This window comes from Pseudomonas sp. AM14(2022), from assembly GCF_036346455.1.
In the GTDB taxonomy this organism is placed as follows: domain Bacteria; phylum Pseudomonadota; class Gammaproteobacteria; order Pseudomonadales; family Pseudomonadaceae; genus Aquipseudomonas; species Aquipseudomonas putida_A.
Window position 1 is genome coordinate 41,790 of sequence record NZ_JAOTNY010000011.1, and the last position, 14,367, is coordinate 56,156.

The window sequence follows — 14,367 nt, forward strand, 5'->3', positions numbered from 1 at the left end:
CCCTGTAGGAGTGAGCCTGCTCGCGATGGCGGTGGATCAGCCAAAACTGCTCTGAATGACACACCACTTTCGCGAGCAGGCTCGCTCCCACATTGGTTGCATCGCAGGCCGCATGAATCGCTACAATCCCCGCTCCCCCAAGGAGCCCGCATGTCCAACCTGATTGCCGACTGGCGCGACCGCCCGACTCACCGCAAGGTCTGGGCGCTCGCCGCGCCGATGATTCTTTCCAATATTTCCGTGCCGCTGGTGGCGCTGGTTGACAGCACCGTCATCGGCCACCTGCCCCACGCCCATCAGTTGGGCGCAGTGGCGGTCGGCGCCAGCCTCTACACGTTTCTCGCCTGGGCCATGGGTTTTCTGCGCATGGGCACTACGGGGTTTGCCGCTCAGGCCGCCGGGCGCAGCGACGGCGCGGCGTTGCGGCAGATTCTGTTGCAGGGTTTGCTGCTGGCGCTGGGACTGGCGATCATGCTCGGCACTCTCGGCGTGCCGTTGAGCGGCGTGGCCCTGCACTTCATGCAGCCGTCAGCCGAACTTGATCAACTGACCCGTGAGTTCTTCCACACCCGGCTATTTGGTTTGCCGGCAGCGCTGGCCAGTTACGCCCTGGTCGGCTGGTTCCTTGGCACCCAGAACGCCCGGGCGCCTCTGGCAATTCTGCTCAGCACCAACCTGATCAACATCGCTCTCAATCTGTGGTTCGTGATTGGCCTGGAATGGGGGGTGGTCGGTTCGGCCCGGGCCTCGGTGATTGCCGAGTGGAGCGGCGCCCTGCTCGGCCTGTGGCTGACCCGCGGCGCATTGCGCGCCTATCCCGGGCACATCGTCTGGGCAGCGTTGAAGGTGTGGCAGAGCTGGCGCCCTTTGCTGGCGGTCAACCGCGACATTTTCATCCGCAGCCTGGCGCTGCAATCGGTATTTTTCCTGATCACCGTGCAAGGCGCGCGCTTGGGCGATGCCACGGTGGCAGCCAACGCCCTGCTGCTCAACGGCTTGCTGTTGACCGCGCATGCACTGGACGGTCTGGCGCATGCGGTCGAAGCGTTGTGCGGACACGCTATCGGTGCCCGTGATCGCCTCGCCCTGCGCCGTTCATTGGTCGTTGCCGGCGGCTGGTCGCTGCTGGCCAGCGTCGGTTTTGCCGCGCTGTTTCTGTTGGGCGGATACTTGTTCATCGAAATGCAGACCGACATCCAGAGCGTGCGCGACACCGCGTTCATCTACCTGCCGTATCTGGCGGTGTTGCCGCTGATTGCAGTCTGGAGCTACTTGCTCGACGGCCTGTTCATCGGCGCCACTCGCGCCCGGGAAATGCGCAACGGCATGCTGCTGACCGTCGCCCTGCTGCTGCCGTTCGCCTGGGCATTACAGGGACTGGGCAATCACGGCCTGTGGATAACGTTTCTGCTGTTCATGGTCTTGCGCAGCCTGACCCTCGGCGTATTCGCCCTGTGGCTGCGGCGCGACGACGGCTGGTTCAGCGGCGCCGCTCACTGAGCCGGTGTGTGTCTGACGAACCCGACGACCTGATCGAGCACTGGCGCCAGGTGCCGCAGCGGCCGCGACAGACTCGCCACCAGCGTCACATGATTGGGGCGCGAGTAGTACAGATCCTGCACCGGCACACCGGCCTCGCGCAGTTTGCGCGCCAGGCCTGCGGTGTTGCGCGTCGGGTTGACCAGATTGTCCTTGGTCGCGGCGATCAGCAGCGCCGGAGGCTCGCCCTGCCTGACATGGTTGATCGGCTGCGATTGCGGCGGTGAGTCCGGCCAGAAGAATACCGGACGCACCTGCGGATTCTGGATGGGCAGAAAATCATACGGTCCGGCCAGTCCGATCCAGCCGCTGAGGTCTTCTGGCGACATGCCCACCGCACCCAGCAGGCCAGGATCCAGCGCCAGCATCGCCGCGTTGTAAGCGCCGGAACTGTGGCCCATCAGGTACAGGCGTTGCGGGTTGCCGGAGAACTCGCGGATATGCGCCCGGGTCCAGGCCACCGCCCGCGCCGAGTCTTCAAGAAACAACGGATAGCGCACCTGCGGATAGAGCCGATAATCCGCCAGCACCGCGACAATTCCCCGCGACGCCAGCGCCTCGCCGACAAACGCGTAATCGCCACGATCACCGCTGTTCCAGCTACCGCCGTAGAAGAACACCACCACCGGCGCGTCCTCCAGCGGCTGGCGCGGCACGTAGACGTCGAGCTTCTGTCGCGGATCATCGCCATAGGCAATCCCGGCGGTTTTGTGGAACGTGTCGTCGGGGGTCAGCGCATTGAGCACCTTGACCGGGGAACATCCCGTCAGCACCAGCAGCAGAAACCCGCCGAGGACTGCGCCGAACCGCTGCCACAGAGGATTTGTCATGGATGTCGCACCTCAAGATTGATCGTTCTGCCACTGTCGCCGCACATGCTCGAGACGTTCCTGCTGGCTCAGCCCGTCCGGCAGGTCTGGCAATACCGCTCGGGGATGCTGCAAGCGTAGCCACAACCAGCCATCCAGCACCGTACGGTCGCTGAAACCCAGGCTCAGCCCCTCCTGCACATGGGAGGCCATGCGCGCGTAGTCGGTTCCCATTGATTGGCACCAGCGCCAGATGTGTTGTTCCAGCAGGCAACTTTGCAAACGTTCGCGCTGACGATGGGTGAGGCTTTCGTCGATCCCCAGCGGCTCGACCGCCCACTGCGGGTTGCGCAGTTGCTGCCAGCCCTGACTGCCGATGGCGAGGTCGGCCCAGGTGCCACCGAACCAGCGCAGCAGGCGGATCGGCCCGAGCCAGCGGCTCAAGTCGGCGGCATCACAGGCGTCGAAGAAATAACTTGCCGTCTGGCGGTTGTAATAACCGAGCAAGGCACGGTGATTGAGCCCGAACGAGACCGTCAGCATCCGTCGCAGGTGGCTCAGCATTACTGCCTGCGAGGCATCACTGGCGAACAACAACCCGCGCCAGGTCTGCGGATCACGCTGACACAGCGCCGCCAGTGCCGGGCAGTCATGCAGGTCGACCAGCAGCGGACCGTGCTCGCTTACCGCTTGAAACTCGGTGCCCTGGAACAGCCGCGTGCAACGTACGCTGGCGAACCCCTGGCGCAATGTCGCCAACGCCTGCTGCGCATCGGCGCCATCGAGCAACAGCCACTGTACCTGCGGGGCAAAGCCGACGCCGCTCAAGCGGCGCCGTCCTGATCCAGCGACGCGACCAATCGGCAACTGCAGATCGACGCCGTGCAGTGGTTGTAACTGCCGCCGCCGGGCATCAGACACAACAGCAACAGCGGTTCGGCAGACTTGAGCCATTGCGCCAGGCCCGCGCTCGGCAGCACGTCCGGCAGCGCCAATGGCGCTTCGCAGTCTTCGATCACCGCCGGCTCCTGCAGCACACCACTGATCACCGGCTGATCCGGATCGCCTTCATGAAAACTCACCACCACTTCAACGCCTTCGCGCAACGATGTCAGTGAGGCGTCGCTCAACGCTGCTGCGAGCGGCAGCCAACAATGGCTGGCGGCAGCGCCTTCGCCCTGATAAAGCCAGTCGAACTGCACCGCCACCGGCCGCTGATCGTCGGGCTGCGGTTCATCGACCGTCACTACCCATGCACGTTGCAGACTGTGCATGCGCGGCCTGGCACAGGTGCTCGTCAATGTCGGCAGTTGCGCTTGGGCAGCGGCGACGATCCGGTTGCTGTAAGACGGCTCGCTGGCGGGATCGGCACGATGCTCGATCCGGCTCAGCAACCAGCGGCGGTTGCATTCGGCAAACGGATGCGCGGTCAACGCCAGCCACTGCGCGGCGCGCAAGGTCGGCAGATCGCTGTGGCCATAAGCTTTGCCGGCCTGCGCCGAACCCGCGTCCACATCGCTGGCGTCCACTTGCATCTGCCAGCGTCTTACCGCCGGGGTGCTCGCGCCATCGTCCACAGACGCCGCGCCGGCCACGGGAAAACGCCCTGGATCATCGACAAAGACCAGACAGTGTCCGTCCGGTCGGTGCTCGAAGTAGTAGTGGATCCGCGCCTGCGCGCACAGCCGCTGCACGAATTGCAGGTCCGACTCCCGGTACTGGGTGCAGAAAGTGTGCACCGGGTATTCGCACTGCAAATCAAAACGCCGTTGCGCACCAACGATCCCATGCTCCTTGAGCACCTGCGCGAGGATCTTTGGCACGCACTGGCTGCTGAAGATCCGCTGACTGAAACGCAGCGCCAGACAACTCAGCTTCGGTCCCAGTGTCACTCGACACAATCGGGCGCCCTGATCGTGCTCATGCTGAACGACACTCTGCAATTGCCCGCTCAGGCCATTGTGTCCGGGACCGAACTGCAGGAACGCCGAGCGGAAAAGCAGGCCGGCCAGGTCCAGTTGCGGATCATTGATCAACAGATCGATATCAAAGGCGAAGGGTTCGCTGATGCCCTCACTTCCGGTAAAGGCCAGCACCTCGAAGGGCTCGGGCAGCCCCGTTACATCGAGACGAAACGACGGCTCGTTGACTGATTCGAACATGGGCGGATCTCTACAGGAGGGGCGGCCGGGGATTCTCGCCGAGAGCCATGGCCGAGTAGAGAGCTGAAGTACAACTTAGGAAATGACCTACGCGAAAAGCAGACCGGATCACTTCTCCGGCTGTGGCAGGCAATTATTTCGCAGGGGATTTGGGAAATGTCCCACCGGGTCATCCGAATTTTCCACAGCTTGAGGGAAAATTTCAGACAACCCGGTGCAACAGACCTGACTCAGGAAGACAGGTAGGAGGAACGGGTCAGGCCCAGACGCAAGGCATCGAGGAACTGCGTACGCTCGCTGGCACTGATGCGGGCACTGGCGCACTTGTCGCGATAGTGGGTCATCAGTTCTTCCGGCGACAAGTGCACGTAACGCAACATGTCTTCGATGGTGTCGTGGGTCTCGATACCGGCGTGGTACACGCTGCCATCGGCGTTCTGGTAGATGTTCACCGAGTCGGTGTCACCGAACAGGTTGTGCATGTCGCCGAGGATTTCCTGATAGGCGCCGACCAGGAACACGCCCAGCAGATAGTCTTCACCTTCGTTCAGACCGTGCACCGGTAGGCTGGTCTCGATGCTCTGCTCGTCGACGTACTGGTTGATCTTGCCGTCGGAGTCGCAGGTCAGGTCTTGCAGCACGGCGCGACGCAGCGGCTCTTCGTCCAGACGATGCAGCGGGATGATCGGCAGCACCTGATCGATCGCCCAGGTGTCCGGCAGGCTCTGGAACACCGAGAAGTTGCAGATGTACTTGTCGGCCAGCTTGTCGTTGAGTTCGTCGAGCACCTGGCGGTGCGAACGCTGACGTGCCTTCAGCGAGTTGTGCAGGCGACGGCACACAGCGAAGTAGCACTGCTCGGCCAGGGCCTTTTCCGCCAGGGTCAGTTTGCCGTCGGCGTACTGCGAAGCCACGTCGCTCATGTAGTGCGTGGCGCGCCAGTAAGTCTCGGTGACCATCTCGATATCGGTCGGGCCGAGCAGGTCCACCAGCCACTGCACGGTTTCCGGCAGGTTTTCCTTGTTTTCGATCAGCGGGATTTCGTCGTTGTGTTTCTCGACGTCGGTCACCTGCACCACCAGCATCGCGTGGTGCGCGGTCAGCGAGCGGCCGCTTTCGGAGAAGATGTGCGGATGCGGCAGACTCTGCGCGTCGCAGAACTCCTTGAGCATACCGACCACGACACCGGCGTAGTCGTCCATGTCGTAGTTGATCGAACTGGCGTTGCGCGAGTGAGTACCGTCGTAGTCGACACCCAGACCGCCGCCGACGTCGATGTGATCGACCGGCAGACCAAGGTTGCGCAGCTCGCCGTAGTAACGGATCGCTTCCTTGAAACCGTGCTGGTAGTCAGCCAGGTTGGCGATCTGCGAACCCATGTGGAAGTGCAGCAGGCGAATGCCCTGATCCAGGCCGGCCGCGCGGAAGCGCTCGACCACCGACAGCAGTTGCGCCGCCGACAGACCGAACTTGGATTTCTCGCCACCAGTGTCCGCCCACTTCGACGACGCCAGCGACGACAGGCGCACGCGCAGGCCGACCTGTGGCTTGACCTTGAGCGAGGCGGCTTCTTCGATCACCAGGCCGACTTCGGATTCTTTCTCGATGACGATGAACACATTGTGGCCGAGTTTCTGCCCCATCAGCGCCAGACGGATGAACTCGCGGTCCTTGTAACCGTTGCAGACGATGGTGCCGCCCTTCGGCGCCAGTGCCAGCACTGCCAGCAACTCAGGCTTGGAGCCGGCTTCCAGACCGATGGAAACGTTCTGGGTGGCGATGATGTTCTCGATCACCGCTTCTTGCTGGTTGACCTTGATCGGGTACAGCGCGGTGTACTTGCTCTGGTATTCCAGGCGCTCGATGTTCGAGTCGAAAGCACCGGTCAGTTGACGGACACGGTCTTGCAGGATGTCGGGGAAACGTACCAGCAACGGCAGGGACAAGCCGCTCTTGCGCAGTTGGTCGACTTGTTCGAACAGGTCGATAGGCGAGCTGCTCGGGCCGTTCGGACGAACTTCGACGCGACCGGCGTCATTGATCGCGAAATACCCGGCCCCCCAATGGCGAATCCCGTAAACACTGCGGCTGTCCGCAACTGTCCATTGGCTGCCATCGTCTTTACGTGTGCGTCGTACGGACATCGAAGTCCCCTATAAAGAAGTCATAGTGCGTCGCCTGATCGCAGGCCGGCGCAGTCTAAAGAATGAAAATGACGGTTCGTCAGCGCGGCGGTAGACCGCGCTGACCGCGTGTAGTTTAGAAACCGGTCATGAACAGGCTCTGTGAAAACCATGGAGACGACGCCGGATCTGAACTGCTTCAGTGCCGGATCAAGCCGCAGATGGATTTCACAGAGGCTGCTAGCCGCCGGACTTCTTCGCTTTGAAACCGTGTTTGATCAGCTCAGCCAAGAGTAGCTCGACATGATCGCCCTGGATTTCGATGATCCCGTCCTTCAACGCCCCACCGGTGCCGCAACGTTTCTTCAACGTTGTCGCCAGCTCCTTGAGGGCGTCTTCGGCCAGTGGCACGCCGGTGATGGTGGTCACCGTTTTGCCGCCACGGCCCTTGCTCTCGCGACGCACGCGGGCAATGCCGTCCCCGGCCGGGATCACGGTTTGTTTGCAGATACAGGCGTCCACCGGTTTACTGCATTCCGGGCAATGACGACCTGCGTCGGTGGAAAATACCAGGCCACCAAGGGCGGCGAAGGATGCGGCTTTTTTGGCCACCGGCAATCCTCTTGGGAGGACAAAGACTGATCGCGACCTTGGGCAAGGTCATCGACCGCGAAGCCCCACTCAGGCAGGGGCAGCGCTACTGCACCGTGCGCTTGAACAAAAGCAGGTCGGTGCAGCTTGAAAAGGTCGCGCAGTGTAACGGCAAAAAGCGCAATTGCTAAGAGCCAATCGGCGCCAATTTATGTGTTCTTTGCGACGCCGCTTTGTTGAGCCTTCAGATAGCGCTTCAACGCGGCCAGAGAGTCCGGGCAGTAAGGCTTTTGCTCGATTTCCTGCAGTACCTGATCGACCGGAATAAAGCGTGCTTCCAGCACTTCTTCCGGCTGCAGTTTCAGCGGGCCGTCCCACACCGCGGAAAATGCCGAGCACCACAGGCGATTGCCGGTGTCCTCGAAGAAAAAATGATCGTGGGCGGTCAGCTCCACCCCGCTCACGCCCAATTCCTCTTCCAGCTCGCGGGCCGCCGATTCGGCGTAGGTCTCATCGGCCTGCACCATGCCGCCGGCTGCCACATCCCAGTAACCGGGATAGATCGCCTTGCTCAGGGTGCGCCGGTGTACGCAGAGCTCACCAGCGGAATTGAACAACATGATGTAGGTGCCGCGCCCGATCAGCCCGCGCTCACGCAGATCGGCCCGCACCAGGGCGCCGAGCAAGTTGTCCTGCTCGTCGACCCAGGCGATCTGTTCGGCATCGGAGGCGGCGCGGTGCGCCGCCTCTTTGGCGCTATCGACCATGACTCAGCCCTGATTGAGCAATTGACGCAGATCGATCACTGCGGCGTTGGCCCGGGAAATGTAGTTGGCCATGACCAGCGAGTGGTTGGCCAGCACGCCGAAGCCGCTGCCATTGAGGATCATCGGGCTCCAGACCGGCTCCTGCGATGCTTCCAGTTCACGGATGATCTGGCGCACGCTGACCGTGGCGTTCTTTTTCGCCAGCACATCGGCAAAGTCCACTTCGATGGCGCGCAACAGGTGCGACAGCGCCCAGGCCTGACCGCGTGCTTCGTAGAACACGTTGTCGATCTGCATCCACGGAGTCTCTACGACTTCCTCGTCAACTTGCGGTACTTCGCCAACCGCCGGCACTTCGGTTTTCAGCGCGGTGTTGAGCTTGACACGGCCGACACTGGCGGACAGGCGTTGCGACAGCGAACCCAGGCGAGTGCCGACATCACCCAGCCAGTTGTTGAGGTTGTCGGCGCGAGCGTAGAACAAGGCGTTTTTCTGCGTTGGATCAGACAGACGCGCCTGGTAACGGCTCAGGGAGTTGATGCCTTCCTGGTATTCCGATTCGCTCGACGGCAGGATCCAGCTCTTGTTGTCGAAGTTGAAACGCGGTTCGGCCTTGGCCAGATCGGCATCTTCGGCCGACTGCGACTGCGAACGGGCGAAGTCTTTACGCAGGGCACGAGTCAGGTCACGCACCTGCACCAGCACGCCGTATTCCCAGCTCGGGGTGTTGTCCATCCACAGGCCAGGCGGAAAACGGTCGTTGGAAATGTAGCCGCCCGGTTTGTTCAGCAACGTACCGGCAACGGTCTTGAGGGTTTCGACCGTGGTGTAGCCGACGACCATCTGCTTGCCTTCTTTCTCGGCAGCCGCCTGGGCGTTTTGTGCCACCGGAAACAGCGCCGGCTCCTGGCTCCAGTACCAGCCCAGGCCGATGGTCACCAGCAGATAAATGCCGATCAGCGTGGCCAGCGCGCGGCTGAACAACAGCCCGCCCACATAGCTGCGGGTGGCCGACTTCGGCTCAGCGGCACGTTCAGGCGCGCTGCCCGCGCGGTTCTTCCAGTCCAGCATGGCGATATCCTTTCAATCACTTGGGTTCAACGGTTCGACCACAACCATACAACAACGTGCCAAGGCCGGCACCCGCCATTGAAGAGAAGCAGAAAATCCACGGAACGCGCGGCATCGACCCGCAAATTCTCTAGGGGTTTCCCTGATACAGCGCCATCAACAAAGCTGCGAAACAGGCATTTGCAGATCAGCGTCTGTCTGCAGCACAGCGTGGTGCACACAGGCTTGTTTACGCTTCGAGCAGCACCATATGCCCGGTTTTCGGGAGGTTCATCGACGAACAGGTCTCATCCAAAACCACCCGGTCAGAAACTGAATTGTGCAGCACCGCAGATTATTGACGCACGACACTCATATAAGGGAAAAGAGGTGCTAGCATAGAGCCACCAGTCGATCTCAGCATGCGCCCTAACTAGTAGTCAGGATATGACCGAGCCAGAAGACCCCAGCCGTGAGCGCCTCAAGCACCACTTTGCCCAGCGGGTAATTCATCAGGCACGTCAGATTCTTGAGATATGGCAGCGCCTGCAACGCAGTGAGTGGTCCACCGCCGACCTCGCCGAACTGAGCGAGGCCAATCTGCGCCTGCTGCGTTTTGCCGAGCGCTTCGAGCAGCCCGAGCATACGCAACTCGCGCGTCATATCGGCCAGTCGCTGGAAGCGGTGGACGCCAATCGCGGACGCCTGAGCAGCGGCCTGATCACTGACCTCAATCGTTTGATGCAGCGTCTGTCGCGCACCGGTCTGCGGCATGGCGATCAACTCGACCAGACCTTCCTGCCGCCACTGCGCAAACCGATCTACGTCATGTTGCAGGATCACGACCGCGCCGAGCGGCTGGCCAAGCAGCTGGAGTTTTTCGGCCTGACCGCGCAGGCGCTGGACAGTGTCGCGGCGTTTCGCTCCTCGATGGTCGAGCGCTTGCCCGCCGCGATCGTCATGGACGTGGATTTCAGCGGCGCAGGCGTCGGCCTGCAACTGGCTGCCGAAGCTCAGGTTGGCCTGGAAGAACCGCTGCCGCTGCTGTTTTTCAGCCTGCACGAAACCGACACCCCGACCCGCCTCGCCGCCGTGCGCGCCGGCGGCCAGGAGTTCCTCACCGGCACCCTCGAAGCGTCGAGCCTGCTGGAGAAGATCGAAGTCCTGACCTGCGTCGCCCAGTACGAACCTTATAAAGTGCTGATCATCGACGACTCCCGCGCCCAGGCCTTGCACACCGAGCGCCTGCTCAACAGCGCTGGAATCGTCACTCGCACCCTGATCGAACCGATCCAGGCGATGGCCGAACTGGCGGACTTCCAGCCGGATCTGATCATCCTCGACATGTACATGCCGGCCTGCACCGGCACCGAACTGGCCAAGGTCATCCGCCACAACGACCGCTACGTCAGCGTGCCGATCATTTATCTTTCGGCCGAGGACGATCTGGACAAGCAGCTCGACGCCATGAGCGAGGGCGGCGACGATTTCCTTACCAAACCGATCAAGCCTCGGCATCTGATTACGACTGTGCGCAACCGCGCCGCCCGCGCGCGCAATCTCAAGGCACGCATGGTCCGCGACAGCCTCACCGGCCTGTACAACCACACGCACATCCTGCAATTGCTCGAAGACTGCTCGTTCCGCGCCCGTCGCGAGAACAAGCCGCTGAGCTTTGCCATGCTCGACATCGACCACTTCAAGCGAGTCAATGACAGTCACGGCCATCCGATGGGCGACCGAGTGATCAAGAGCCTGGCGCTGTTCCTCAAGCAACGCCTGCGCAAGACCGACTTCATCGGCCGGTACGGTGGCGAAGAATTCGCCATCGTCATGCCCGACACGGATATAGAAGCGGCGCACAAAGTGCTCGACGAGATCCGCCAGCGCTTCGCCGAAATCCACTACCCGGCGCAACCGCACGATTTGTGGTGCACCTTCAGCGCCGGCGTGGTGGAAATGCACGAGGATTCCGACAGCCTGATGATGGCCAGCCAGGCCGACGAAGCGCTGTACCGCGCCAAAGGTGCCGGACGCAATCGAGTGCAGACCGCACGCGACTCAAAGCAAAGTGCCACCTTTTCATCGGAATCCACTGATTCGGTCATAACCCTGTAACAGAACCGCAATAAATTCAGGCGCTTACCATTTCTGCCGTTGGTAGCCGTCATGCGCCTGAAGTTGCTCACCAATCTCAACACTCTGCTGCTGGTCGCCGTCTGCGTGGCCCTCGGCGCGACGCTGTGGTGGTCGCAAAAAGCCTTGGAGCGTCCGTATCTGTTGATGGAGCGCTACCTCGGCCTGTCGCAGCAATTTCAGAATGACGTGGCACGCAATGTCGAGGACTACCTCGCCAGCGGCGACGCCCTGCGCCTGAGCAGCGCCAGCCAGGCCATCGACGGCCTGCAGAAGGAGCTCGGCGAACTGCCGCCGGCACTGGCCGAGACCCTGCGCCCGAGTCTGTCGAGCCTCGAAGAGTTCAGCAAAACCAACCTGCTCGCGGCCGGCAAACTGGCCGGTGATCCGCAAGCACTGCTGCTGCAAGCCGAACGCGAACTGAGCGCCAGCCTCGATCAACTCAGCACCTACGCCAATGGCAACGCGTCTTACCTGACGCCGCTGCTGGTCGCTTCGCAGCACCTGGGCAAGCTGTCGCTGGCCCGCGACAAACTGGTCAGCAGCGGCCGCAGTGAATTGGCCGCCGACGTCGAGCGCGAAGTCGACAACATCCGCACCCAGGCTCAGGCCATCGACGCCCTGCCCTTGCTCGGCGTGGTCGCCAGGAATGAATCCGGCAGTGATGATTTCGCAGCGATGATGGGCATCGAAAGCACAGAAAAAGCCGCCGCCGAAGACGCCGGGGTCGGCCTCAAGCGCGAACTCAACAGCCTGCTCGGTCGCTACCCGGCGGAGCTGGCACGTACCCGCGAGCAGATCCAGAAACGCACCGACCTGAGCACCGCGACCCATTTGAAGATCGCCGCCGTGCAGCAAGCCATCGCCGGACTCGAACCGGTGGTGCGCGCCCAGCACGGACAGATTCAGGGCGAAGTGCGCCTGATGCAGGGCATGATGATCGGCCTGATTCTGTTGATCGCCCTGCTGATCGACACCTTGCAGCGGCGCCTGTCGCGCACTCTGACCAACCTCGCTCCGGCGCTGTCGACCTGGGCCGAGGGCGACTTCAGCAACGACATTCACTTGGGCAAGACCAACCGCGAGCTGCATGACATCGAGGCTTCGCTCAACCGCTTGCGCGCGTATCTGGTGGATCTGGTCGGGACGATTCGCGGCAATGCCGAACAAGTCGCCGGCAGCAGCCGTACCCTCGCCGAACTGAGCAACGAGCTGCACAGCGGTGCCGAGCATCAGGCGGGCGACACCGCGCTGATCCGCGATTCACTGGGTGAGCTTGAAGCGACGATTCAGCAGGTCGCTGGCGATGCACGACAGGCCGCCGATGCCAGTCGCCATGCCGGACTGGCCGTCGAGCACGGACAGACCGTCATCGGCCAAAGCCTCACCGGGCTGCACGCACTGGTCGGCGAAGTCCAGGGTAATGCGCAAATGATCGAGCACCTGGCCGAAGAGTCGGCGACCATTGGCGGCGTACTGACGGTGATCCGCTCGATCGCCGACCAGACCAACCTGCTGGCGCTGAATGCGGCGATCGAAGCGGCGCGGGCCGGGGAAATGGGCCGTGGTTTTGCGGTGGTGGCCGAAGAAGTGCGCTCACTGGCGCAACGCACGGCGGGCGCGACGGCGGAAATCCAGACGCTGATCGCCGGCCTGCAAAGCGCCGCCAGACAATCGGTCGAAGGCATGCGCGCGCAGGTCGAACACGCCGAAGCCACGGCCAGTCAGGCACAAGCGGCGGACGGTGCGCTGGATAAAATCGTCGGCGCGATCCAGACCATTTCCGACACGGCGATCCGCATCGCCGATATCACCGCTCAGCAAAGCGGCGCGGTCAGCGAGATCCGCGACCATAGCGAGCGGATCCATCAATTGGGCGGGGATAACCTGCTGCGTATCGGCGAAGGTCGCGAACAGGGCGAGAACCTGCTGGTATTGGGCGGGCAACTGCACACCGCCGTGCAAGCCTTCCGCGTCTGAAAAATCGCCTTCGCGAGCAAGCCCGCTCCCACATTGGAATGCGTACCCCTGTGGGAGCGGGCTTGCTCGCGAAGGCGGTATTCCTGTCCCCACAAATGACCGGATCAAATCACTCAGTCACAAATTTCGCGCAAACATCGGTCATCGTGCTGGCTATTGCAGAGAACTGGACAGTCACAAAGCCTTTGCGGCATAGTCGCCGGGTTCTGACGACTGCTCATTCATAACAAGGAACACGCAGATGGCGACGCTACTGGTGCTGCACGGCCCCAACCTGAACCTGCTCGGCACCCGCGAACCGGGCACCTATGGGTCAACGACCCTGGCGCAGATCAATCAGGATCTGGAGCGCCGCGCCCGTGAAGCCGGCCATCATCTGCTGCACCTGCAAAGCAATGCCGAGTACGAATTGATCGACCGCATCCACGCCGCTCGCGGTGAGGGTGTCGATTTCATTCTGATCAATCCAGCAGCATTTACACACACAAGTGTCGCATTACGTGACGCGCTGCTGGGAGTGAGCATCCCATTCATCGAAGTGCATTTGTCCAACGTGCACAAGCGCGAACCTTTCCGCCATCACTCTTACTTCTCCGATGTAGCGGTGGGAGTGATCTGCGGCCTTGGCGCCAGCGGTTACCGACTGGCCCTGGAGGCCGCACTAGAACAGCTTGAAACACAGGCAACGACTTGAACCACAAGCGTTAAACGCCCCTGACCGACCCTTGGGAGTTGATGATTCATGGATATCCGTAAAGTTAAGAAACTGATCGAATTGCTGGAAGAGTCCGGCATCGACGAGCTCGAGATCAAGGAAGGCGAAGAGTCCGTACGCATCAGCCGTCACAGCAAGACCCCGGCTCAGCAGTACTACGCTCCGGCGCCGATGCAGGCTCCGGCCGCTGCACCTGCCGCCGCTGCCGCTCCAGTGGCTGCTGCCGCTCCGGCTGCCGCTGCTGCTCCGGCACTGAACGGCACCGTGGCCCGCTCGCCAATGGTAGGCACCTTCTACCGTAAATCTTCGCCAACCTCGCCAGCCTTCGTTGAAGTCGGCCAGACCGTGAAGAAAGGCGATACCCTGTGCATCGTCGAAGCCATGAAGATGATGAACCACATCGAAGCTGAAACCAGCGGTGTGATCGAATCCATCCTCGTCGAAGACGGCCAGCCGGTTGAGTACGACCAACCGCTGTTCACCATCGTTTGAACT

11 protein-coding genes and 1 pseudogene are annotated in these 14,367 nt (G+C 61.9%); 5 read left to right on the plus strand and 7 right to left on the minus strand.

What is annotated here, in order from left to right; genetic code table 11:
• The first annotated feature begins 150 nt into the window (after positions 1 to 150).
• Entirely contained in the window at positions 151 to 1,500 is a 1,350-nt protein-coding gene (locus tag V3W27_RS20525; RefSeq protein ID WP_330207403.1) for an MATE family efflux transporter, read from the plus strand.
• On the opposite strand, the gene V3W27_RS20530 is transcribed toward V3W27_RS20525, so the two are convergent.
• From V3W27_RS20530 to V3W27_RS20560, 7 genes are all read right to left on the minus strand, one after another.
• Positions 1,494 to 2,369: an alpha/beta hydrolase gene (locus tag V3W27_RS20530; protein ID WP_247268735.1), complete on the minus strand. Its 876-nt coding sequence runs from the start codon at positions 2,367 to 2,369 to the stop codon at positions 1,494 to 1,496. The genes V3W27_RS20525 and V3W27_RS20530 overlap by 7 nt on opposite strands.
• A gap of 12 nt (positions 2,370 to 2,381) precedes the next feature.
• Complete coding sequence (locus V3W27_RS20535; RefSeq protein ID WP_330207404.1) at positions 2,382 to 3,176, minus strand: DUF4123 domain-containing protein; 795 nt, start codon at positions 3,174 to 3,176, stop codon at positions 2,382 to 2,384.
• Entirely contained in the window at positions 3,173 to 4,510 is a 1,338-nt protein-coding gene (locus V3W27_RS20540) for a contractile injection system protein, VgrG/Pvc8 family (RefSeq protein WP_330207405.1), read from the minus strand. Before V3W27_RS20540 ends, V3W27_RS20535 begins: the two co-directional genes overlap by 4 nt.
• Positions 4,511 to 4,740: 230 nt before the next feature.
• Positions 4,741 to 6,654, minus strand: a complete 1,914-nt coding sequence (speA, locus tag V3W27_RS20545; RefSeq protein WP_003221289.1) for an arginine decarboxylase — start codon at positions 6,652 to 6,654, stop codon at positions 4,741 to 4,743.
• Positions 6,655 to 6,873: 219 nt separating this feature from the next.
• Positions 6,874 to 7,245: a translation initiation factor Sui1 gene (locus tag V3W27_RS20550; protein ID WP_007914613.1), complete on the minus strand. Its 372-nt coding sequence runs from the start codon at positions 7,243 to 7,245 to the stop codon at positions 6,874 to 6,876.
• A 188-nt stretch (positions 7,246 to 7,433) separates the two neighbouring features.
• Entirely contained in the window at positions 7,434 to 7,991 is a 558-nt protein-coding gene (locus tag V3W27_RS20555) for an NUDIX hydrolase (protein WP_027613597.1), read from the minus strand.
• 3 nt (positions 7,992 to 7,994) lie between these two features.
• Positions 7,995 to 9,062, minus strand: a complete 1,068-nt coding sequence (locus V3W27_RS20560) for a DUF2333 family protein (protein ID WP_007963034.1) — start codon at positions 9,060 to 9,062, stop codon at positions 7,995 to 7,997.
• A gap of 426 nt (positions 9,063 to 9,488) precedes the next feature.
• Between V3W27_RS20560 and gcbA the strand changes: the two genes are divergently transcribed.
• The 4 genes and pseudogenes from gcbA to accB all read left to right on the plus strand — a co-directional run bounded on the left by gcbA (position 9,489) and on the right by accB (position 14,364).
• Positions 9,489 to 11,159 (plus strand): diguanylate cyclase GcbA, encoded by a 1,671-nt coding sequence (gcbA, locus tag V3W27_RS20565; RefSeq protein WP_027613596.1) that lies wholly within the window; start codon positions 9,489 to 9,491, stop codon positions 11,157 to 11,159.
• A 1,491-nt stretch (positions 11,160 to 12,650) separates the two neighbouring features.
• Positions 12,651 to 13,157: pseudogene (locus tag V3W27_RS28260) on the plus strand (methyl-accepting chemotaxis protein); the annotation flags it as partial.
• Between the two features lie 241 nt (positions 13,158 to 13,398).
• A complete protein-coding gene (gene aroQ / locus V3W27_RS20575) occupies positions 13,399 to 13,851 on the plus strand; it encodes a type II 3-dehydroquinate dehydratase (RefSeq protein ID WP_025111759.1) in 453 nt (150 codons plus the stop codon).
• Between the two features lie 48 nt (positions 13,852 to 13,899).
• Positions 13,900 to 14,364 carry an acetyl-CoA carboxylase biotin carboxyl carrier protein gene (accB, locus tag V3W27_RS20580; protein WP_024164417.1) on the plus strand — a complete coding sequence of 155 codons (465 nt, stop codon included), beginning with the start codon at positions 13,900 to 13,902 and terminating at the stop codon, positions 14,362 to 14,364.
• Positions 14,365 to 14,367: the final 3 nt, after the last annotated feature.